The organism is Candidatus Methylomirabilota bacterium, from assembly GCA_003104975.1.
GTDB lineage: Bacteria > Methylomirabilota > Methylomirabilia > Methylomirabilales > Methylomirabilaceae > Methylomirabilis.
Genome location: PQAM01000002.1, coordinates 36,988 through 57,499, shown reverse-complemented (window position 1 = coordinate 57,499; position 20,512 = coordinate 36,988). Strand labels below are relative to the sequence as shown.

Annotated in this window: 22 protein-coding genes and 3 pseudogenes; all 25 read left to right on the top strand. The window is 59.3% G+C overall.

Annotation, left to right across the window (positions count from 1 at the left end):
- Positions 1-271 precede the first annotated feature (271 nt).
- The 25 genes and pseudogenes from C3F12_00885 to C3F12_00765 all read left to right on the top strand — a co-directional run bounded on the left by C3F12_00885 (position 272) and on the right by C3F12_00765 (position 20,447).
- Positions 272-4,684: a phytochrome sensor protein gene (locus C3F12_00885; protein ID PWB48830.1), complete on the top strand. Its 4,413-nt coding sequence runs from the start codon at positions 272-274 to the stop codon at positions 4,682-4,684.
- A 96-nt stretch (positions 4,685-4,780) separates the two neighbouring features.
- Entirely contained in the window at positions 4,781-5,254 is a 474-nt protein-coding gene (locus tag C3F12_00880) for a 50S ribosomal protein L13 (protein PWB48829.1), read from the top strand.
- A 9-nt stretch (positions 5,255-5,263) separates the two neighbouring features.
- A complete protein-coding gene (locus tag C3F12_00875; protein PWB48828.1) occupies positions 5,264-5,659 on the top strand; it encodes a 30S ribosomal protein S9 in 396 nt (131 codons plus the stop codon).
- 162 nt (positions 5,660-5,821) lie between these two features.
- Positions 5,822-6,892, top strand: coding sequence for an N-acetyl-gamma-glutamyl-phosphate reductase (locus tag C3F12_00870; GenBank protein ID PWB48827.1), 1,071 nt, complete (start codon positions 5,822-5,824; stop codon positions 6,890-6,892).
- A gap of 77 nt (positions 6,893-6,969) precedes the next feature.
- Positions 6,970-8,172: an ornithine acetyltransferase gene (locus tag C3F12_00865; GenBank protein PWB48837.1), complete on the top strand. Its 1,203-nt coding sequence runs from the start codon at positions 6,970-6,972 to the stop codon at positions 8,170-8,172.
- A gap of 353 nt (positions 8,173-8,525) precedes the next feature.
- The gene (gene rpsB, locus C3F12_00860; GenBank protein ID PWB48826.1) at positions 8,526-9,353 is read left to right on the top strand and encodes a 30S ribosomal protein S2; all 828 of its coding nucleotides are present in this window, start codon (positions 8,526-8,528) and stop codon (positions 9,351-9,353) included.
- Positions 9,354-9,398: 45 nt separating this feature from the next.
- Positions 9,399-10,016: a translation elongation factor Ts gene (gene tsf / locus C3F12_00855; GenBank protein PWB48825.1), complete on the top strand. Its 618-nt coding sequence runs from the start codon at positions 9,399-9,401 to the stop codon at positions 10,014-10,016.
- Between the two features lie 143 nt (positions 10,017-10,159).
- A complete protein-coding gene (locus tag C3F12_00850) occupies positions 10,160-10,888 on the top strand; it encodes a UMP kinase (protein PWB48824.1) in 729 nt (242 codons plus the stop codon).
- The gene (locus C3F12_00845; protein PWB48823.1) at positions 10,882-11,439 is read left to right on the top strand and encodes a ribosome recycling factor; all 558 of its coding nucleotides are present in this window, start codon (positions 10,882-10,884) and stop codon (positions 11,437-11,439) included. The genes C3F12_00850 and C3F12_00845 overlap by 7 nt, the downstream gene beginning before the upstream one ends.
- A gap of 190 nt (positions 11,440-11,629) precedes the next feature.
- On the top strand, positions 11,630-12,430 hold the full coding sequence (locus C3F12_00840; protein PWB48822.1) for a phosphatidate cytidylyltransferase: 801 nt from the start codon (positions 11,630-11,632) through the stop codon (positions 12,428-12,430).
- Positions 12,427-14,007, top strand: coding sequence for an apolipoprotein N-acyltransferase (gene lnt / locus C3F12_00835; protein PWB48821.1), 1,581 nt, complete (start codon positions 12,427-12,429; stop codon positions 14,005-14,007). Before C3F12_00840 ends, lnt begins: the two co-directional genes overlap by 4 nt.
- Before the next feature lie 48 nt (positions 14,008-14,055).
- Positions 14,056-15,120: a peptide chain release factor 2 gene (locus C3F12_00830; GenBank protein PWB48820.1), complete on the top strand. Its 1,065-nt coding sequence runs from the start codon at positions 14,056-14,058 to the stop codon at positions 15,118-15,120.
- A 21-nt stretch (positions 15,121-15,141) separates the two neighbouring features.
- Positions 15,142-15,489 carry a hypothetical protein gene (locus C3F12_00825; protein PWB48819.1) on the top strand — a complete coding sequence of 116 codons (348 nt, stop codon included), beginning with the start codon at positions 15,142-15,144 and terminating at the stop codon, positions 15,487-15,489.
- Positions 15,490-15,711: 222 nt separating this feature from the next.
- Complete coding sequence (locus C3F12_00820) at positions 15,712-15,921, top strand: hypothetical protein (GenBank protein ID PWB48818.1); 210 nt, start codon at positions 15,712-15,714, stop codon at positions 15,919-15,921.
- Positions 15,922-15,955: 34 nt separating this feature from the next.
- Positions 15,956-16,147 (top strand): annotated as a pseudogene (locus tag C3F12_00815) (toxin-antitoxin system, toxin component, HicA family protein).
- 556 nt (positions 16,148-16,703) lie between these two features.
- Entirely contained in the window at positions 16,704-16,976 is a 273-nt protein-coding gene (locus C3F12_00810) for a hypothetical protein (GenBank protein ID PWB48817.1), read from the top strand.
- Positions 16,963-17,217, top strand: a complete 255-nt coding sequence (locus C3F12_00805; GenBank protein ID PWB48816.1) for a hypothetical protein — start codon at positions 16,963-16,965, stop codon at positions 17,215-17,217. Before C3F12_00810 ends, C3F12_00805 begins: the two co-directional genes overlap by 14 nt.
- 146 nt (positions 17,218-17,363) lie before the next feature.
- Positions 17,364-17,630 (top strand): annotated as a pseudogene (locus C3F12_00800) (hypothetical protein).
- Positions 17,631-17,813: 183 nt separating this feature from the next.
- A pseudogene (locus tag C3F12_00795) lies at positions 17,814-18,011 on the top strand (hypothetical protein).
- Positions 17,995-18,195, top strand: a complete 201-nt coding sequence (locus C3F12_00790; GenBank protein ID PWB48815.1) for a hypothetical protein — start codon at positions 17,995-17,997, stop codon at positions 18,193-18,195. The pseudogene C3F12_00795 and the gene C3F12_00790 overlap by 17 nt, the downstream one beginning before the upstream one ends.
- 406 nt (positions 18,196-18,601) lie before the next feature.
- Positions 18,602-18,781, top strand: a complete 180-nt coding sequence (locus C3F12_00785; protein PWB48814.1) for a hypothetical protein — start codon at positions 18,602-18,604, stop codon at positions 18,779-18,781.
- 5 nt (positions 18,782-18,786) lie between these two features.
- Complete coding sequence (locus C3F12_00780) at positions 18,787-19,401, top strand: hypothetical protein (GenBank protein ID PWB48836.1); 615 nt, start codon at positions 18,787-18,789, stop codon at positions 19,399-19,401.
- A complete protein-coding gene (locus C3F12_00775; GenBank protein ID PWB48813.1) occupies positions 19,398-19,835 on the top strand; it encodes a hypothetical protein in 438 nt (145 codons plus the stop codon). The genes C3F12_00780 and C3F12_00775 overlap by 4 nt, the downstream gene beginning before the upstream one ends.
- Positions 19,836-19,847: 12 nt before the next feature.
- Positions 19,848-20,069 (top strand): hypothetical protein, encoded by a 222-nt coding sequence (locus tag C3F12_00770; protein PWB48812.1) that lies wholly within the window; start codon positions 19,848-19,850, stop codon positions 20,067-20,069.
- Positions 20,070-20,105: 36 nt separating this feature from the next.
- A complete protein-coding gene (locus C3F12_00765) occupies positions 20,106-20,447 on the top strand; it encodes a hypothetical protein (protein ID PWB48811.1) in 342 nt (113 codons plus the stop codon).
- Positions 20,448-20,512 lie beyond the last annotated feature (65 nt).

Sequence of the window (20,512 nt, the reverse complement as noted above, 5' to 3'; positions counted from 1 at the left end):
GACATCGGGATACGTCATTGCGAGCGTCGCGAAGCAATCCACCCGTTCTTTGCCACTATTTCTCCAAGCTCACGAGGACAGGACAGTGAGATTGCCGCGCACCCTTTGGGTGCTCTCAATGACGGACAAACGAATGGGTTGCATGATCGATCTCCGTTCTCGGGCTTCATTTGCCCTTGACAGGATGGGTAAAAGCTTTCTATGGTGATGCCTTGTTCTCTCTCGGAACCGTCGATGTGGACCGGATGGGAACCGACTGAAGGAGGAGGGCATGCGGATTTTAAATTATGAGCTGTTGGAAAAAATCTCCGAGGCTCCTCAGTCTGCCGTCTTTAAGGCCTGCCACAAGAAAAATCCCGACCGGCTGCTGGTGCTCAAGATCCTCAAGGCCATCAGCCTGTCCGATTACAAACAGGCCCAAGTCACCCAGAAGATCGCCCACCTCAAGGTCCTGGACGATCCGTTGGTAATTACGCCTATCGGCTTCGGTGTCACGGAAGGGATCTGCTTCATCACCCAGAGCTATTTTGACGGGGTGACCCTCAGCCGGCTGATGGAGGCGAAGTCCCCGATTTCTCTGATGGATTTTTTTACGCTGGCAAGCAAGCTCACCCGGGTACTGGAGATCGTCCACGAAGCCGGGATCATCCATGGCGGCGTCAAGCCCAACAATATCCTCGTCAACTTCAGCACGCTGGACGTGCGGCTGATGGACTTCATCAGTGCCGTGGATGTGCGGGATGTCAGCCACTTCATCTATGATCGTTCCTTCATCAGGGGTACGCTCGCCTATACCTCCCCGGAGCAGACCGGACGGATCAACCACCGGGTGGGCTTCTCTTCAGATCTGTATGCGCTCGGGATCATCTTCTATGAACTGTTGACCGGTCAGCTTCCGTTTGTTTCCGATGATCCTCTTGAACTGATCCACTCCCATCTGGCCGAAGAAGCGCTCAAAATCCACGAAGGCCATCCGCACATCCCACTTGTCTTGAGTAAGATCGTGGCCAAACTGATGCACAAGCAACCGGAAAAACGTTACCAAAGCGCCACCGGGCTGCTGGCCGATCTGGTGCGCTGCCGGGATGAATTTTCCGCCATCGGCACTATCCGCGACTTCCCGCTCGAAAAAACGGTATGCACCCAGCGGGTCACATTCATCTCGAAGATGGTAGGCCGCGACCGAGAGGCCGAGCTGATCCTGCGGGAGTATGAGCGAGTGGCCCGGGGGGGATTCCGGTCGCTCTTTATCTCGGGCCTGTCCGGCATCGGCAAGACTCGCCTGATTCAGGAGCTGCAGCGGCCGATCGTGGAGCACCGAGGGTATTTCACCTCGGGAAAGTTCGATGTCTACCAGAAAAATATCCCGTACAGCTCGCTGATCCAGGCGCTCAAGAATCTGGTGCGGACCTTCCTGACCGAAAGCGACGAGCGGGCTGGGCTCTGGGAGACCAAGATAATGCAAGCCGTCGACAGGAACGGCAAGGTCCTGACCGACGTGATCCCGGAACTGGAGCGCTTGATCGGACCGCAACCGGGGGTCAAACCGCTGCCGCCTGTGGAATCCCTCAACCGGTTCCATGATGTCTTCGACCGGTTCTTGACCTGTCTGGCCAGCGAGGAAAACCCGTTGACCCTCTTCATCGACGACCTGCAGTGGTGCGATGTCGCCTCTTTCGACTTTCTGACCAACATCCTGGCCAACCACAAAGACCATCCGTATCTGTTCCTGCTGGGCGCCTATCGCCATAACGAAGTCGATCCGAGTCATCCCCTGTCCAAGTTGATCGGGGCCGCCAGCGAGGGAGGGTGGCCGCTGAAGGAGATCAGGCTCGAGCCGCTGAAGCCGCAGCACTGCCACGAGATGGTCTCCTACATCCTCGACTTCCCCCGCTCGCAGACCAAGGCGCTCGCGGACTTTATCACCACGCTCAGCGAAGGTAACCCCCTGTTTGTGAGCGAAAGCCTGTCATACCTGCATAACGAGAATCTCCTCTTCCTCGACTCCGACGGGCAGTGGCGATGGGACCTCAATAAGATCAGGCAGTCCCGCATGCCCACCACCGTAGTCGCCCTGTTCAGCGCCAAGATCCAGAAGCTGCCGCCGGACCTGATCGAGCTGCTGAAATACTGCGCCTGCATGGGCAACACCTTTTCCTCCACCGAGATCTCCGCGATCAGGGGGACGACGCTGGTGGAGACCTTCGAGTGCTTGAAGCCGGCCCTCAGGCAGGGACTGCTGACCGAGAGCAAGAACAACCTGCAGTTCATCCACGATCGGGTTCAAGAGGCGGTGCTCGCCGCCGTCCCGGCCGAGGTGCGCCGGTCGATCCACCGACAGGTTGGGTACTATCTTCTCGCCACGGTCCCAGAGGGTGCGGAGCTCGAAGCTCTCGAAAACCTCTTTACCATCGTCTCCCATCTCAATCTGGGACGGGAAGAAAATCCGGGCGCCGAGGCGGCTTATTTCCTGTCGGATGTCAACTACCATGCCGGCAACAAGGCGCTCAGTTCGCTGGCCACCAAAGCGGCCAATGAGTACTTCAATCTCGGCAAAGAGCTCTTGCCGGACGACTGCTGGGAGGCGGACCACTATGAGCGCACGTTCCGGATCTACCAGAAGGCGGCCAAGACCGAGCTGATGTGTGGCAACTACGAAAACTCCGAGCGACTGCTTGCCCGCCTCCTTGACCATGCCCAGGCCGATCTGGACAAGGCGGAGTGTCTGGCCGAGCAGACCACCTCGCTCTCATCCGTAGGCAATTTCATCAAGGCGATCGAGACGGCCAACCGGGGCCTGGCCTATTTCGGCAAGGCGATTCCCGATCACGCTGAGGAAGCCGACCGGCGAAGAAGGGCATTGATGACCGAGATCGCCTCACAGGGGATCGATATCTGGAACACCATCCTGAATATGCCCTTTACCACCGACCGGAAGCGCAAGATCGAGCTGGCCTTCTACAGCGAGTTGATCCCCGATCTGTACATGTCCGGCCTGGTGCCGCAACTATACCTTTCGGCCGCCCAGTCGACCCAGCATTGTCTGTCGGGGGGGATGGACGAATCGACCATCTATTCGTTCAGCATTATGGGGCTGCAGCTTGGCGAACAGGAGGAGTTCGAGCAGGCCTTCAAATATGAAGACCTGGCCCGCGACCTCTCGGCACAATACCCCAACACCTTCGGCGCCACGCGGGGGATGAACGGGATCGTCTGGTGCAATATGCACTCGCGAAGCCACCCGCGACAGATCGTGGACTACTGCCTCAAGTCGATCCAGTGCGGGAAAAACTGTGGCGATCTGTATAACGCCGGTCTGTCCTACGGCCCCCTGATGTGGAACCTCCAGGTCCAGGGGGCCGATCTCTCCATTATCGAGGATGCCGCCAAAGAGTGCCTGCAATTCTCCCATCGGTACCACCTCTCCTTCTCCGTTGGGCTGGCCGAGGCGATGCAGGCGGGGTGGATCGAGCCGATGAAGCGGAATGGGTCGCAGATCCCCATTGATGAGAAGCTGCGGCACTGGGAGCGGGAAAATCACGTCGCGTGCGCCGGAAGTTATTATGTTCACATGGGGCTGGCTCATTACTACCTGGGTGACTATGCCGAGGCCGACCGGTATCTGATCGGGGTCCGTCGCTATCTGTCCGGTCTGACGGACAACGTCCTGAAGCGACAATGGCACGTCTTCCTGGTGTTGAATGCGTTGAAACGGTATGAAAAGGGGCTGGGCCTGACCAATCGGGAGGCGCTGCTGGCGGAGATCCGGCCCATCATTAACAAGGTTGAGACGTGGGCGGCCTTGGGTCCGCTGTTGAAGCCGTATCTCGCCCTTCTGTATGCGGAGTTGGAACGGGTCACCGGCGAATTCAGGGAGGCCCGAAGCCGATACCTGGAGGCGATCGAGGTCGCCCATGAACAGCACTATACATTTCTGGAAGGGCATCTCAACGAATGTTTGGGCGAGCTGCTGCTGCAGCAGGGCAAAGGGACCGAGCGGGTCTACTTTATCGAGGCGGTACGCCTATATCGGAAATGCCGGACGGAGCGTAAGGAGACCCAGCTTATCGAAAAATATCCGGAGTATTGTGAGGAAGAGCAATCTTTGTATCCCCACGCGCAAACTGAAGCCGCAGCATCCGCGACGCTACGCGAGCTCGAGATCGACTACATCCTGAAGTCGTCGCTCGCCATTGCGGCCGAAACCGAGCAGGATGCTCTGCTCAGAAGGATCATGAACGCGCTGATCGAAATCTCCGGGGCCCAGCACGGCTATCTGTTGATGGACGAGGAAGGCAAACTGCTGGTCCGCGGAGAGGGCCACGTCAGCCACGGTGGAGCGATCGGCGCACTGAACCAGGAGCTTGGGGAGACCACCGCCATCTGTAAAGCGATCGTCCGCTATGTCTACCGGACCGGGGAGAAGATCAGCCTGCAGAACGCCGCGCAAGACAGCGGGTTCCGGGACGATCCTGAGGCGCAGCGCTTGCAATTGCGCTCTGTCCTGTGTCTGCCGGTGGTCAGGCAATCGAAGATAGTAGGTGCGGTGTACCTGGAAAACCGTCTGGCGGATGCGATGTTTACCCCTGAAAAGACCCAGGCGATAGAACTGGTGACCTCGCAGGCGGTGATTTCGCTGGAGAACGCGCGACTTCAGGCAAGGCTCGTGGCGCTGGGTGCGTAGCCGTCCGAGCCTCCTATTTTTTTCTTGACACTTCTGGCTCTAGCGACTATTGTCTAGCGGTTGTGGGGTGGTACACTAAGAGGAGTCGTGTGCGTTATGTCAAAGACCATACATTGCAATGAGAACGAGATCGATAAGCGTTGGCATCTGATCGATGCGTCGGGACAGGTGCTGGGACGGCTCGCCACAGAGGTGGCGGTACTTTTGCGAGGCAAACACAAGCCGATCTTCAGCCCCCACCTGGACACCGGAGACTTTGTGGTTATTGTGAATGCCGAGCGGGTGGTATTGACGGGCAAGAAGATAAAGGATAAGCAGTATCACCGCCATTCCGGCTATCCGGGTGGGCTAAAGACCACAACGGCTGAACAGATGTTGAAGAGCCACCCCACGCGAGTGTTGGAGGCGGCTATTCGCGGAATGTTGCCGAGAACGAAGCTGGGTGATGCGCTGTTCCGTAAGCTCAAGGTCTACGCCGGGCCCACGCACCCGCACGCGTCGCAGCAGCCGACACCGTTTGTCAAGCAGCCTGCCCTGAGCGGGGTCGAAGGGACAGTGAAGGAGGGATAAATCTCAGCTATGCCAGCAGAGGGTGCGTTGTACGGGACGGGCCGACGAAAGTCGTCGGTAGCAAGGGTATGGTTGGCGCCGGGTGACGGGAAGATGACAGTGAACCGGCGGTCTCTGCAGGACTATTTCAACCGACCGACCCATCAGATCATAGCGGTTCAGCCTCTGAAGGCGGCCGGGATAGAGGGGAAGTTCGATCTGCGCGCCAACGTGGCCGGTGGAGGATTGACCGGTCAGGCCGGCGCCGTTCGACTGGGCATCGCCCGAGCCCTCCTGGTTGTCGATGCCTCCTTGCGGCCGGCGCTTCGCAAGGCGGGATTCCTGACGCGGGATCCCCGCGTGAAAGAGCGGAAAAAGTACGGTCAAAAGGGAGCACGCGCACGCTTCCAATTCTCAAAGCGCTAATTCTATCTGAAGCGATCGGCGGTCAGCTTTCAGCAGGCAGCTCTTGCTGATGGCTGGCCGTTTCTGTTTTGAGGGATCGGTGTAGGGGCAAGGCTTGCCCTGCCCAACAGGGGCGCAGCAAGCAGCGCCCCTACGTCGCTGAAAAACCTGACGGCGATTGTTATGAACAAAAAGATGAACGATACAGGACACAAGATCCGGGTGGCGGTTGTCGGAGCGAGCGGATATACGGGCGTAGAGCTTCTCCGGCTTCTCATCAACCATCCCGCCGTGGAGATTACCGCCCTGACCTCAGAGAGTTATGCGGACACGCCGATCGATACGATATTCCCGAGCCTCTATGGCATGGTCACGTTGACCTGCAATAAATTGGACGCACGGGAGGTGGCGCGGCATACCGACCTGATCTTTCTGGCGGTTCCTCACAAGACGGCCATGGCTGCAGCCGTCGAGTTGCGTCCTTTCGGCAAAAAGATTGTCGATCTGAGCGCCGATTTCCGTCTCCGCGATGCGGCCCTCTATCGCCAGTGGTATGGCACGGAGCACGTCGCGCCGGAACTGCTGAAAGAGGCGGTCTATGCCCTTCCGGAACTTTATCGTCAGCAGCTTGCCACGACGCGATTGGCGGCGGCGCCGGGCTGTTATCCTACTGCGGTCCTGCTGGGACTGCTCCCCCTGGTCACACGGGAGATCATTGATCCGGACTCCCTGGTGATCGACGCCATCTCCGGCGCCTCCGGCGCCGGGCGGAAGCCGGACCTGCCGCTCCATTTCAGCGAGTTGGACGGGAATTGCAAAGCATATGGGATCGCGTGCCATCGACATACGCCGGAGATTGAGCAGGAGCTGGGTCGCTGCATCGGCCGGGAGGTCTCGGTGACGTTTACCCCGCACCTGGTCGGAACCGTCCGAGGGATCCTGGCGACGATGACCGCCACGCTCGTGACCTCCAAGGATGCAGACCAGCTCCGCGCACTCTACCGGGACTGGTATCGCAACGAGCCGTTCGTGCGGATCCTGCCCGAGGGTCGGCTGCCCGAAACGAAACAGGTGCGCGGTTCCAACTTCTGCGACATCGGCCTCGCCGTCGATGGCAGGACACGGCGGGTGATCGTCGTGACGGCGATCGACAATCTGGTAAAGGGCGCCTCGGGACAGGCGATCCAGGCCATGAATGTGATGATGGGGTTCGACGAGCGGACGGGGCTGCAACTCGCTCCGCTCTATCCTTAACCTCTGACGAGCGATCCGCTTTCAGCGCGATGCTGGTACGGACATCTGACCGCTGCACTTGAGTGAAACAGTCAACGATACGGGATATCTCGGGTGGGATTACGGCGGCCAAGGGGATCAGGGCTGCCGGCATCTTCTGCGGGATCAAAAAGAGCGCGCTTGACCTTGCGCTGATTGTGTCGGATCGACCGGCTACTGTCGCCGGGGTCACGACACGCAATCGGTCCAAGGCCGCGCCGGTGCTGCTGTGTGAGCGTCAACTGAAGGGTAGCCGCTTGACCGCCATTGTGGCGAACAGCGGCAACGCCAACGCCTGCACCGGACCCCAAGGTGAACGCGACGCACTGCGGATGCGGGATCGGCTCGCCCGACTCCTCGACTGTCCTGCAGGCGAGGTATTCGTCGCCTCTACCGGGGTGATCGGCAAACGCCTGCCGATGGCCAAGATTCTATCCGGCATTCGGAATGGCATCGACCGCTTGTCGGTGGACGGCGGCGAGACGGCCGCCCGGGCGATCATGACGACCGATACCCGTCCCAAGGAGGCGGCGGTCAGGGTGGAGCTGGACGGCCAACCCGTCGTTATCGGCGGCATAGCCAAGGGATCCGGGATGATCGCGCCGGATCTTGCGACGATGCTGTGCTTCGTTGGGACCGACGCCAGGATCTCCGCCCCGCTGTTGCGCCGGGTGCTGAGGCGGACGGTCGACCGTTCGTTTAATGCCATTACGGTAGACGGCTGTATGAGCACGAACGACACCGTCTTACTGTTTGCCAATGGGGTGAGTGATGCGCCGCCCCTGAAGGCCGGCACCCCCCAGTTGGTCCTGTTTGAAGAGGCGATGCTTCAGGTCCTCTCTCGCCTGGCCAGGATGATCGTACAGGATGGCGAGGGGGCGACCAAACTGATTCGGATAGCGGTCATCGGCGCGCAGACGGTCGATGATGCCAAGGCGGCGGCCAAGGCGGTCGCCAACTCCCCGCTTGTGAAGACGGCCTTCTTCGGGGAGGATTGTAACTGGGGGCGGATCGTGTCGGCCATCGGCGCGTCCGGGATCCGATTTGATCCCGATCGTGTGGAGATCAGTGTGGACCGGATTCCAGTGGTCCGTCATGGGCTTGGTCTGGGGGCGGCGGCAGAGCGACGGGCGGCCGTACGGATGCGCCGACCGGAATTCGGCGTAACCATTAACCTGCACGGCGGGGCCGCAGAAGCCGTGGTCCTGACCACCGATCTGACCGAGGCGTATGTCAGGATCAATGCCGGCTATCGGAGCTGACCCCCCTCACCCCCGCCCTCTCCCCCAAAGGGGGCGAGGGGAACATAACAAGAAACTGCCCTCTGGCTTGAAGAGTGAGGGGAACCAAAAAAGACCTCCTCTCCCACAAGTGGGGGAGAGGATTGAGGTGAGGAGGGTTTCGATATACGTCCGGTTTTCGCTTGTTTCGATCTATTCGCACGTGGTATAAATGCAACCGTTGACGAATAAAGAACGCGTATCAATTTCACACGCCCGCTGATTTCTGCACGGGTGCCCCAACCGATCATGGTGGGGCCGTGCAGAAAGGTGACGAGGGCGGAGGACACAACCCAGGTGGCCGTACAACACGGTCAGCCGAACGGAGGAACGATGTGGCAACGGTAACAATCAAGGAGCTACTGGAGGCCGGGGTTCACTTTGGTCATCAGACCAAGCGGTGGAACCCGAAGATGAAGAAATATCTCTTTGGGGAGCAGAACGGGATCTACATCATCGACCTGCAAAAAACCCTGAAGAAATTTCACGAGGCGGTCGGGTTTGTGCAGGATGTGGCCGCCGAAGGTCTGCCGGTCGTGTTTGTCGGCACAAAGAAGCAGGCTGCCGACGTGATGGAGCAGGAGGCCAATCGCTGTGAGCAGTTCTTTGTGAACCATCGCTGGTTGGGCGGGACCCTCACCAACTTTCAGACGATCAGGAAGAGCGTGAGCCGGCTGCGCCACATTGACGAGATGGAGGCCAAGGGCGACTGGGAGCGTTTGACGAAGAAGGAGGTCGCCAAGCTGCAGCGTGAGCGGGAGAAGCTTGAGTACGCCCTGGGCGGGATCAAGGGGATGGAACGCCTGCCCGGCGCAATCTTTGTCATTGACACCAAGAAGGAGCGGATTGCCGTATCTGAGGCTCGGCGTCTTGGAATCCCGATTGTCGCCGTTGTGGACACCAACTGCGACCCTGACGAGGTCGATTACCCGATTCCTGGAAATGACGACGCGATTCGGGCCATTCGACTGATGGCCTCGCGGATGGCCGATGTCATCCAGGAGGGCCGAGCAATACGGCTGAAGACGGCCGAGGATGCCGCCACCCAGGAGGTGGCTGCAGCACAGGTCGAGTCGGCCCCCGCAACAGCAGAGGTAGAACCAGCAGCAGCAGAAGAGGTGAGCGCTTCTGAAGAGGCACTGGAGGCCCTTCAGGAGATCTGAGACGCGACGACTTCATGAAATAAGGAACGAGGATAGAGGATAAGGATGTCAGCGACAATTCCGGCGACATTGGTAAGAGAGTTACGGGAAAAGACAGGTGTCGGCTTTATGGAGTGTAAGACCGCGTTAGCCGAAGCGGCAGGAGACCTGGAGAAGGCGACGACCCTCCTTCGCGAAAAGGGGCTGGCGTCGGCGTCGAAGAAGATGGGGCGAACGGCCTCCGACGGCCTGGTGATCTCGTACATTCATGGCGGTGGGAAGATCGGCGTCCTGTTGGAGCTGAATTGTGAAACCGATTTTGTCGCCCGGACCGAGGAGTTCGGGACACTTGCCAGAGACCTGGCGATGCAGGTGGCGGCGGCGAACCCGCAGTATGTGCGGCGGGAAGAGGTGTCTGGCGATCTGCTTGAAAAGGAGCGGGCGATCCTCCTGGCCCAGGTGAAGGGATCCGGCAAGCCCGAAAAGGTGATCGAGCAGATCGTCCAGGGTCGGCTGGCCAAGTTCTTCGGCGAGGTCTGCCTCCTGGAGCAGCCCTTTATCAAGACGCCCGAGGTAAAGGTTGAGGACCGGATCAAGGAAGTGATCGCCAAGGTCGGCGAGAACGTGGTCGTTCGACGCTTTTGCAGATACCAACTGGGCGAGAAGGTGGAGTGCGGCGCATAAGTTATAAGTCTAGCATCAGGTGGTTACGTTAATTCCGAAGCCGTCATTCCCGCGAAAGCGGGAATCCAGGACAGAACGACTGGATTCCGGGTCAAGCCCGGAATGACGTCCAAGTAGATATACTTCTGGGACAGACACCAGCCATGGCGACGCTGAAGTACAAGCGGATCATGTTGAAGATCAGCGGAGAGGCGCTGGCCGGCGACGAGCGGTTCGGCATCAGCCCCACGGTGTTGGGGTTTCTGGCCGATGAGATTCGGGCGGTTCACGACCTTGGGGTGCAGGTGGCGGTCGTCGTCGGCGGGGGTAACATTTTTCGAGGGGTGGCCGCCAGCGCCGAAGGGATGGATCGTTCCTCCGGTGACTACATCGGGATGCTGGCCACTGTGATCAACGGTCTCGCCTTGCAGGATGTGCTGGAGCGCAAGGGGGTTGCGACCAGGGTGCAGACCGCCATTGAGATGCGGCAGTTGGCGGAGCCGTTTATCCGCAGACGGGCCGTCCGGCATCTGGAAAAGGGTCGGATCGTGATTTTTGTCGGCGGGACCGGCAATCCGTATTTCAGCACCGATACGGCGGCGGCGTTGCGCGCGATGGAGGTGGGGGCCGAGGTGGTCTTCAAGGCGACACGGGTCGACGGCGTCTATACGGCGGATCCCCTGCTGGACCCCAGCGCCAAGAAGTTCGATGAGCTTTCCTATATCGAGGTGCTGAACCGCCGGCTGCAGGTGATGGACTCGACGGCGATCTCATTGTGTATGGACAATCTCTTTCCAATCGTGGTCTTCAACCTTCGTCAGCCGGGGATCCTCAGGCAGTTGGTCTTCGGCGAAAAGGTCGGGACGATTGTTCGCGGGGGTCAGACGTGCTGAAGGAGATCCAGGCCAAGGCCGAAAAGGAGATGCGAAAGGCGATCGAGGCGACGCTGAAGGGCTTTAACGGCGTTCGAACCGGACGGGCCTCGCTCACGCTGCTGGACGGGCTGATGGTCGAGGCCTACGGATCGGCCGTTCCGGTCAATCAGGTAGCGACCATGGCGGTGCCTGAGACCAGGCTGATCACGGTGCAGCCGTGGGATCCTTCACTGTTGCCGGCTATCGAGCGGGCGATACGGAAGTCGGACCTCGGGATTACCCCGACCAACGATGGCAAGATTGTCAGGATTGCGATTCCGCCGTTGACCGAGGAGCGTCGCAAAGAGCTGGTGAAGGTGGTCCGAAAGATGGCCGAGGAGGGTCGGGTTGCGGTTCGCAACGCTCGTCGTGAGGCCAACGACGCGCTCAAACGGGAAGAGCGAGAAAAGGAGGCATCAGAGGATGATGCCAAGCATGGCGTCGACGCGATCCAGGAGCTGACCAACCGATTGATCCACGAGATCGACGGGTTGCTGGCCAAGAAGGAAAAGGAAATCATGGAGTTTTAGGGCCGGATCAGCGAACCCGGCCCACTGAATTGAGTGATGAGCGGCTAGTGGCCAGTGATCGTACGTTCGGTCATAGCTGCCGATCACTATCCACTATCTACTATCCACTAACCACTCATCACTATACCGATATGCCCGCCAGGGCGGCGCGACGATCCAGAGAGCGAACACAGGCGTTCAAGGTCGGTGGATGCATCTGAAAAGGATCCTCAGCGCTGCCGTCCTCCTTCCGGCTTTTCTTCTGCTGGTCCAGTTCGGAACCGCCCTGCACTTCTTTGTCCTGGTGGTGTGTGCGATCCTGGTTGGACTGTATGAGTTCTACGGGATGGCCAGGGCCGGCGGTTGGCAGCCGTTCACGGTCCTCGGGATGGGATGCGGTGTTGCGCTGAGTTGCCTGCAGTTTTTCGGAGCGCCGGCGCCCTGGTTGATCGCGGCCTTCGCGGGGATGATTGTTCTGCTGCTCATCGGACTCCTGGGCGGGGCGGACCAGAAGCAGGCCGTGTCGCGGGGGGCCATCACGCTGTTCGGCCTGATGTATGTCGCGGGGCTCCTGAGCTTTCCGGCGCTCCTGCGGAGCATGGAACTGGGACGAATCTATATCTTCTATCTCGTGTTCGTCACCTGGGCGGGGGACACGGGGGCGTTCTATGTCGGTTCAATGATGGGCAAGCGGCTGCTTTGCCCCTCGATCAGCCCGCGCAAGACCGTAGAGGGGGGCGTAGGCGGACTGCTCTGTTCGGTATTGGCCTCCGGTCTGGTCGCGTTCTGGTTCTGGGAGGGGTTGGGAATTGTTGAGGTGGTGGGAATGGGCGTAGGGCTGGGGGTTATGGGTCAGCTCGGTGATCTGTGCGAATCGATGCTGAAGCGAAGTTTCGGGGTGAAGGATACCGGCGCGCTGATCCCTGGTCATGGCGGTCTGTTGGATCGAATCGACAGCCTCCTCTTTACCGCGCCGATCCTCTATGTGGCGGCCCTTGCAGGGTGGGTATGATATCGATCTTGCTGGCCGCACTGTCCGGAGGATTCCTCATCCTTGCGTTTCCCACGCCGGATCTCGGATGGCTGGCGTTCGTCGCCCTGGTCCCATTACTGTGGGCTGTTCGAGGCCGGCCGCCGGCTCGAGCCTTCTATCTGGGGACGCTAACGGGGTTACTCTTTTATCTGATCAGCATTTCCTGGGTAACGAATTCGATGATGGCATATGGTGGTGTGCCGTTTGCGATCAGTATGCTCGCGCTGGTTCTACTGGCGGCCTACCTTGCCCTGTACCTTGGCGTATTCGCGATGGGTGCCGCCTGGTTGTCGAGGGCACCGTGGCCCCTGTACCTGCTGGTTCTGCCGGCCTTCTGGGTCGGTTTGGAATACCTGCGGACCTACGCGCTGACGGGTGTTCCCTGGATCCTTCTTGGCTACACGCAATACCGGCACGGTGTACTCTTGCCGATTGCCACGGTTGCAGGCGTATACGGCCTGTCGTTTATTGTCGCGCTTATCAACACCCTGTTGACCCAGACGGTTGGAGGCGCATCACACCGTCTGCAAGCCATCGGCGTGGCCGGTATCGTTGTCCTGGCCCTGTGGGGATCCCCCAGACTCCTTTCGCCGGCTTCGACGGCGCTCGGCACAGGACGTTCCGCGCCGGACAATGTCGAGCCGACACTTGATGTTGCCGTCGTTCAAGGGAATATCGACCAGGCGCTGAAATGGGATCCGGCGATGCAGGCCGCCACCATCGAGCAGTATCGTCGTCTCAGTCAGGAGGCGGCAAAGGCCGCCCCAACCCTCATTGTATGGCCCGAAACCGCCGTTCCATTCTTTCTTCGATACGAACCGGTATTGCTGAACCGCGTCATGGATATCGCGGCTGAAACCGGAAGTTATCTCCTGGTGGGCAGCCCGGACGCAGAGCCCTCTACGGCCGCCGACGGAGGGACACGATATCGCAACAGCGCGTTTCTGATCTCGCCACGTCGGGAACTCCTCGGTAGATACGATAAGATACATATGGTACCCTTTGGGGAGTATGTCCCCCTCAAATCGCTTCTGTTTTTTGTCAACAAACTGGCGTATGGAATCGGTGACTTCGAAGGGGGTCGGTCCTACACCGTGTTTGACATTCCGGGCGGCCGGTTCGGAACGACGATCTGTTATGAGGTGATCTTTCCGGATCAGGTTCGACGATACGTCGTTGAGGGGGCGGAGTTTCTCGTCAACATTACCAACGATGCGTGGTTCGGTCGATCGGCTGCCCCGGTCCAGCACCTGGCGATGGCCGTCCTTCGAGCCGTCGAGAACCGTCGCTATCTGGTTCGAGCGGCCAATACGGGCATTTCCGCTATTGTGGATCCGAACGGTCGGATCGTGCGCGCCTCGGATATCTTTGCGCCTGCCGTCATTGCAGAGCAGATTCGCGCAGAGCGGGCGCAAACGTTTTACACTCGCTATGGCGATCTCTTTGCGTGGATCTGTATCATCTTTGTTGCGGCCGTATTCCTGGTCGCGTGGACCAGAAACACCGTCGGGATCGCTTCGATCTCGGCTGTCACTTCACAGAGGAGGATACGATGATTGCGGAGTTCGCGCGTACGCTTGATGGTCTGAAGGACAAGTTGCACAATCTTCGAGACTATCTTTGACGTGACGGGAAAACAGTCGCGCCTGGCCGCGATCGAAGAGATGCTCCATTCGCAGGAATTCTGGGCCGATGCCTCACGGGCCCGGGAGATCATGAAGGAGCAACGCGCGCTCAAGGATACGGTCGACCAACTGGAGACGATAGGGGGCGAACTCGACGAGCTGACGGTCTTGCTAGGACTGCTGCGGGAGGAAGAAGACCCGGAGGCGATGAAGGAGCTCGGAAGTTCGCTCGAGAATCTTGAACGCCGGATTGCCGGGCTCGAACTCACGACCTTTATGGCCGGAGAATACGACGCCGGCAATGCGATCCTCTCGATCAATCCCGGCGCCGGCGGGACCGAGTCGCAGGATTGGGCGCAGATGCTGCTGCGGATGTACCTGCGCTGGGCGGAGGCCGGCGGCTACAAGACCGAGATCATCGACCTGCTCCCTGCAGAAGAGGCGGGGATCAAGAGCGCCACGGTGACGGTGACGGGCCGGTATGCTTACGGCCGTCTGAAAGCGGAGATCGGGGTTCACCGTCTGGTGCGGATCTCGCCGTTCGATGCCAGCCATCGGCGTCACACTTCCTTTGCGTCGGTGTTCGTGTTTCCCGAGATTGATGACACCATCGAGGTGGCGATCGACGACAAGGACTTGCGCATCGACACCTACCGCTCCAGCGGGGCCGGCGGGCAGCATGTGAATGTCACCGACTCGGCGGTGCGGATCACGCACCTGCCGACGGGGATCGTCGTCTCCTGTCAGAATGAGCGGTCGCAGCACAAGAACAAGGCGATGGCGATGAAGGTCCTCCGCGCGCGGCTGTACGACCATTATCGACGGGAGCAGGAAAAGGACCTGGCCAAGCTTGAAGGCGAAAAGAAAGAGATTGCCTGGGGTAGTCAGATCCGATCCTACGTCCTCGCGCCGTACCAACTCATTAAGGACCATCGGACAGGGCTGGAGACCTCCAATGTCGATAAGGTCCTGGACGGCGAGATCGAGCCGTTCATCGATGCCTTTCTCATGAAAGGCCGAACCTCGACCGGCGCCGCGAAGTGAGCGTTGATCGGAGGCGGCGCTGTGTACTATCTGACGAAACTGATCGTGACCTGCGCGTTGGTCGTCGCCATCTCCGAAGTGGCCAAGCGAAGTTCCTTGGCTGCGGCGGTGTTGGCCTCGGTCCCGCTGGTGTCGGTCTTGGCCATGGTCTGGCTGTACCTGGATACCCGAGATGTCGACAAGGTGGCAGGGCTTGTGCACAGCATCTTCTGGCTGGTTATCCCCTCGATGTTGCTGTTTGTCACTCTCCCGATTCTGCTGCGAAGCGGCATCAACTTCTTTGTCGGCCTGTCTGTTTCCATCGGTTTGACGGTGGCCGGCTATCTCCTGATGGTGCTGGCGTTGCAAAAACTGGGGGTCCAGCTTTAGGGCGGCTTGCGTGGTATAATTCCGAGACTGTGAGCTGCCATCAACCGAGGAAACCATGCGTAAGCTCAACCCTGTGACGCCCGGAGAGTTGCTGCGCGAGGAGTTCCTATGACACGGAGGTCGCCGAAGAAGCCGACGCTCACCGATGACCAGTCGGCTCGCGCTTTTATTAGGCATGAGATGGCCCAATAACAATATGATTAAATTGGAGCAGAGGTAGGGATGAGAACTTTTACGGCAATTGTGGAAAGGTGTCCCGACACGGGCTTGTATGTCGGCTACGTGCCAGGTTTCCCTGGCGCTCATACACAGGCAGAAACCCTCGATGAGTTGCGTCGCGATCTGCGCGAAGTTATCACAATGCTGCTCGAAGACGGCGAGCCGAGGTTGGAGGCGGAGTTTGTCGGCACGCAAGAGGTCGTGATTGCCTGACAAGGGGAAGTCCCCGGTTCTGAAATCCAGAGAAGTGGCCGCAATCTTGGAGCGGCTGGGGTTTGTGGAGGTACGCCAAAGGGGATCGCATAAGCAGTATCGGCACCCGGATGGACGATGTACGACCGTATAATTCCATGCAGGTCGAGACATCTCTCCCATCCTGTTACGGCAAATAGCAAAGGACATCGGTCTCACCGTTGAAGAACTACTTAAACACAGATAGTTCGTCCAGCCACCCCATATACTGGCACCGTACCCATGGTCATAATAGCCTCCCGACTCTATCATTGCGAGTGACCACTGGGAGCGCGGCGATCTCACCGTTGTTGTCCTGAAAGATCATGAGATTGCTTCGACTTCTCCTCGCAATATCCAGGCGTCCGGGATGTGGGGATGAGCATGCCCCCCCTTTTCCCCTCGCCCCCACTTGCGGGAGAGGGTGTGGGTGAGGGGGGCTTTCGGCGCAGTGATACCTGTGCGATGCCTGGCATCCTCACGGACAGCCCGAAGGTGTGAGTAGTAATAGTGCCCTCCTCCCGGAATTCATTACATACCTTTGCCGTCATTCCGGCCAAGCCCGCAAAGCGGGCGCGAGCCGGAATCCAGGAAATATGCCGATAAGCCTCGAAGTGTTTATTTGAGTACGCGTAGTCCATAAATCGCTTGCTAACTGCTGAATACGATTATAGAATCCGCCCATACATGCAAAACTCATTAGCGGGAAGAGGCTAACTAATCTACTCCATAGCTATGCGTAGCTCTCGGAGCCGCGAATCGCTATGAAGCTCGAGTGGGATCCGCATAACGCCGTGATTAATTTTCGCAAGCACGGCGTATCCTTTGACGAAGCTGGCTCGGTATTCCTAGATCGGCTTGCGCTGTCAGGCCCGGACCCTGAACACTCGGTCGGGGAATCGCGGTACATTACGTTTGGAACGTCGAGTCTGGGCCGCCTGCTTGCGGTGTCTCATACGTATCGGCCCGGGGCGATTCGAATCATCACCGCACGCCGCGTAACACGCGGTGAAAGGACACTCTATGAAGAAGGTTAAAGACGAAATGCGTTCCGAGTACAAGCGTTCCGATTTCGCAAGACTGGAACGAGGAAAATTCTACGCGGAAGTTGCCGCAGGAACTTCTGTGGCACTCTTAGAACCGGCCATCGCTAAGGCATTTCCCACGTCGCAAGCAGTAAACGAAGCGCTTGCCGGTCTGCTCGCACTGGCCCAGAAGACATCACGCATAACGCGTCGCTCAACACGGCCGCGCGCAAAAACAGCGCGCGCTGATTAGCTTTGCATTAGCACGCTTGGCAACACAGGGAGGCGTTCGGCGAATCCCGCGCGGGTACGAGAGAGCGAGATCGACAGAGTGGCCTGCATCATGGCGCAGCCCACTCACTCCAACTTACGTGACTCTAGAATGGAACCCCTGACTTCATGTTCTGGATAGCTCCTTCCGAGAAAGACACCGCCGCCGCGACACTCAAAAAGCGCCTCTGGAATTCCGCCGAGCAGTTCCGCGCGAACTCGGGCCTCAAGGCGCAGGAATACTCAGGCCCGATTCTTGGCCTCATCTTCCTGCGCTTTGCCGAAGTCCGGTTCACCGCGCAGCACACCATGTTGGAGAAAGCTGGGACATCGGCCCGGCGCGGCAGCCGAGTGGATGAACCCGCCGCCTACCACGCCGAGGGCATCCTCTACCTGCCCGCCGATGGGGCGAAATTACAAGGCGTCCTTAAAGACTTCGAGTCCCGTCGCAGCTATCGGAAGGTTGGGTCGCTCGGCAGAACCTCAGCTTACCCACGTGTGTTGAGTCTGCGTGAGCTACTGAAGGCAATGCGCTGAGCGGCTTCACTGGCACGCCGCTCAGCGCGGGCGAGGAACATCGGCTGGGCGAAACTTGCCAAGAACCTTAAGGCCGAGATTGACGAAGAGCGGATCAAAACCTACCGGGGAACGGTCTCGCTGCCCTGCGAGGCGGGCGACCACAAGCGCGTGGCCGTCAAGATCGTGGACGACCGGGGCATCGAGAGCCTGAAGGTGCTGGAGCATCCCATGAAGACTCAAAGTGGATCAACACGCTGACGCGCTATACCTGACCCTCAGTGAAGCGCCCGCCAGCCGTTCCGATGAGGTCTCGCCCGGGATCATCGTGGATTACGACGAGCAGGATCGCGTTATCGGAATCGAGATGCTATACCTCTCAAAGCGGGCGCCGGAGATCGACATTTGCCGGCTGCTGTTCGAGTCGGTCCCACAGGCGGCCTGAGGCAGGAAACCGCAACCGCGATGCCTCGGACTATCATCGACACGCCTGATCATTCACTCCCCCTACGAAGGGCCCGCGCGCCACTGGCGCTACGACCGCGAGACAAAGGCTTTTGATCTGGCGGAAGGTCGCCGCTTGGCAGGCTATGTGCTGGCGTCTGGCGGTGGGCGCTGGCGCGTGGCGGTGGTCCAGCGGCCTGGGGACATTCGCGACATCCTTGTGAGTGGCTAGCAGATAATGGTTAGTAACCACCAGTCACTCGCCACTGGTTACTCGTCACTTGCAGGGGGCTCTCAGCTACGACGGCCTCGTGCAGAGCTGGCCCGAGATCGTCCGTCTCGCGCGCGAGGGCGGCAAGCCGAGACCCGAGCAGGCCGGCCTGTTCGGTGAGATGGAGGAGTAGCTCATGGCGACAGTCAAACGCATCGTGTGCCTTGCCAACTCACGCAAGCTCCAGGGCCGCTGCGTTGCTGGTACCGAGCTCGGTGAGTGTTTCTTGACGGTCAGCCTCGGCGAGCCGCACAACGACGCCTGCTACGAGCTCATTGCGGCCATCATCGAGCACGGCGGAGGAACTGCAGCGTGAGCGAAATGCAATATCCGGTGCTCACGATTGGGCACTCCACGCACTCTCTGGAGGCGTTTGTGGCACTGCTGAAGCTGCACGGCGTGACCGCGTTGGCCGACGTACGCTCAGCGCCCTTCAGTCGTTTCAATCCCCAGTACAACAAGGACGCCCTCCAACGCAGCTTGAAGGCGGAAGGTATCATGTACGTGTTCCTGGGTCGCGAACTTGGTGCACGATCGGACGATCCGTCGTGCTACGAGCACGGCCGCGTGCAGTATGAGCGGCTGGCGCGGACGGAGCTGTTTCGCTGCGGCATCGAACGCGTCATCCGCGGGGCGCAGGAGCACCGCATTGCGCTCATGTGCGCCGAGAAGGAACCGTTAGAGTGTCACCGCACACTGCTGGTGGCGCGTACTCTCGACGACCTCGGTGTCCCGGTAGCGCACATACTGGCCGATGGCCGACTGGAAGCGCACGGGGACGCGATGTCGAGGCTGCTGGACTTGGTTGGAGTGCCTCGTCAGGACCTCTTCCGATCAAGACAGCAACTGCTCGCCGAGGCTCTTGCACGCCAGGAAGCGCGGGTTGCGTACGTGGACGAGAAACTGGCTGCCGGAGCTGCGAGAGAAGGGCAATGAGGCTGTTCACCATCGGGTTCACCAAGAAGACGGCCCGGCGCTTCTTCGAGCTGCTGCGTGCGTCGGGAGCCAAGCGCATCGTGGATGTCCGCCTCAACAAGGTGTCGCAGCTTGCCGGCTTCGCGAAGAAGGATGACCTCGCCTATTTCCTGAAGGAGATCTGCGGGATGGACTATGTTCATCTGCCGGAGCTGGCGCCGACCCAGGAGATGCTGGACGCGTACAAGAAGCAGCGTGGCGACTGGAAAACCTATGAGGCGCGCTTCCTTGAGTTGATGACACAGCGGCGCATCGAAGACTCGGTGCCCAAGGACGTGGTTGCGGATGGCTGCCTGCTGTGCAGCGAGGACAAGCCACACCATTGTCATCGCCGGCTCGTGGCGGAGTACCTCAAACAACACTGGGGTGACGTCGATGTCGCCCATCTGGGATAAGGGAGTCGCCCAATGGCCATCACGAACCAGGAACGTGTCGGCAAGGCGATGGAGCTGGTCCGTCAGGGGCTAGCGCCGTTCGCCGAGCGCGAGTTCAAGAACCTGCACACGGCGCAGGCCGTCAACGCGCACGGCGGGTTTGGACGCTGGCGCTGGGCAATGGCCCGTCAGCCGGGGGAGATTCGAGATATTCTGATGCAGAGTACAGTAGAAGAGCTAAGAGAGAATACCTAATTGTGTTAATCATGACTTTGTGGAGGGACAGACTGTATGCCGGTGCTTCTTCGTACGGGGCTGTTACTGGCGCTTTCTAATGTCTTCATGACATTCGCGTGGTACGGCCATCTGAAAAACCTGCACGATCGTCAGTGGTATATCGCCGCGTTGGTGAGTTGGGGCATTGCGCTCTTTGAGTATATGCTCCAGGTCCCCGCGAATCGTATCGGCTATACGCAACTGAGCATATCGCAGCTCAAGATCATGCAGGAGGTGATTGCGTTATCGGTGTTTGCGCCGTTCGCCGTCCTGTACATGAACCAGCCGCTTAAACTCGATTACCTGTGGGCGGCGTTATGCCTGTGCGGCGCGGTCTATTTCATCTTTCGGTCGTAATTCCGAGGTCGAGACCCCGTCAAGGCATGTTCGCTGAGGAACGAAAAACGCTTGACACCTACCCG

Excerpts from the sequence above, each read along its gene's own strand:
- C3F12_00775 (PWB48813.1), top strand. The coding sequence starts at position 19,398 with ATGAGGCTGTTCACCATCGGGTTCACCAAGAAGACGGCCCGGCGCTTC.
- C3F12_00770 (PWB48812.1), top strand. The coding sequence starts at position 19,848 with ATGGCCATCACGAACCAGGAACGTGTCGGCAAGGCGATGGAGCTGGTC.
- C3F12_00765 (PWB48811.1), top strand. The coding sequence starts at position 20,106 with ATGCCGGTGCTTCTTCGTACGGGGCTGTTACTGGCGCTTTCTAATGTC.
- C3F12_00780 (PWB48836.1), top strand. The coding sequence starts at position 18,787 with ATGCAATATCCGGTGCTCACGATTGGGCACTCCACGCACTCTCTGGAG.
- C3F12_00885 (PWB48830.1), top strand. The coding sequence starts at position 272 with ATGCGGATTTTAAATTATGAGCTGTTGGAAAAAATCTCCGAGGCTCCT.
- C3F12_00850 (PWB48824.1), top strand. The coding sequence starts at position 10,160 with ATGGCGACGCTGAAGTACAAGCGGATCATGTTGAAGATCAGCGGAGAG.
- tsf (PWB48825.1), top strand. The coding sequence starts at position 9,399 with ATGTCAGCGACAATTCCGGCGACATTGGTAAGAGAGTTACGGGAAAAG.
- C3F12_00870 (PWB48827.1), top strand. The coding sequence starts at position 5,822 with ATGAACAAAAAGATGAACGATACAGGACACAAGATCCGGGTGGCGGTT.
- C3F12_00785 (PWB48814.1), top strand. The coding sequence starts at position 18,602 with ATGGCGACAGTCAAACGCATCGTGTGCCTTGCCAACTCACGCAAGCTC.
- C3F12_00820 (PWB48818.1), top strand. The coding sequence starts at position 15,712 with ATGAGAACTTTTACGGCAATTGTGGAAAGGTGTCCCGACACGGGCTTG.
- lnt (PWB48821.1), top strand. The coding sequence starts at position 12,427 with ATGATATCGATCTTGCTGGCCGCACTGTCCGGAGGATTCCTCATCCTT.
- C3F12_00810 (PWB48817.1), top strand. The coding sequence starts at position 16,704 with ATGAAGCTCGAGTGGGATCCGCATAACGCCGTGATTAATTTTCGCAAG.
- C3F12_00840 (PWB48822.1), top strand. The coding sequence starts at position 11,630 with ATGCATCTGAAAAGGATCCTCAGCGCTGCCGTCCTCCTTCCGGCTTTT.
- C3F12_00880 (PWB48829.1), top strand. The coding sequence starts at position 4,781 with ATGTCAAAGACCATACATTGCAATGAGAACGAGATCGATAAGCGTTGG.
- C3F12_00805 (PWB48816.1), top strand. The coding sequence starts at position 16,963 with ATGAAGAAGGTTAAAGACGAAATGCGTTCCGAGTACAAGCGTTCCGAT.
- C3F12_00875 (PWB48828.1), top strand. The coding sequence starts at position 5,264 with ATGCCAGCAGAGGGTGCGTTGTACGGGACGGGCCGACGAAAGTCGTCG.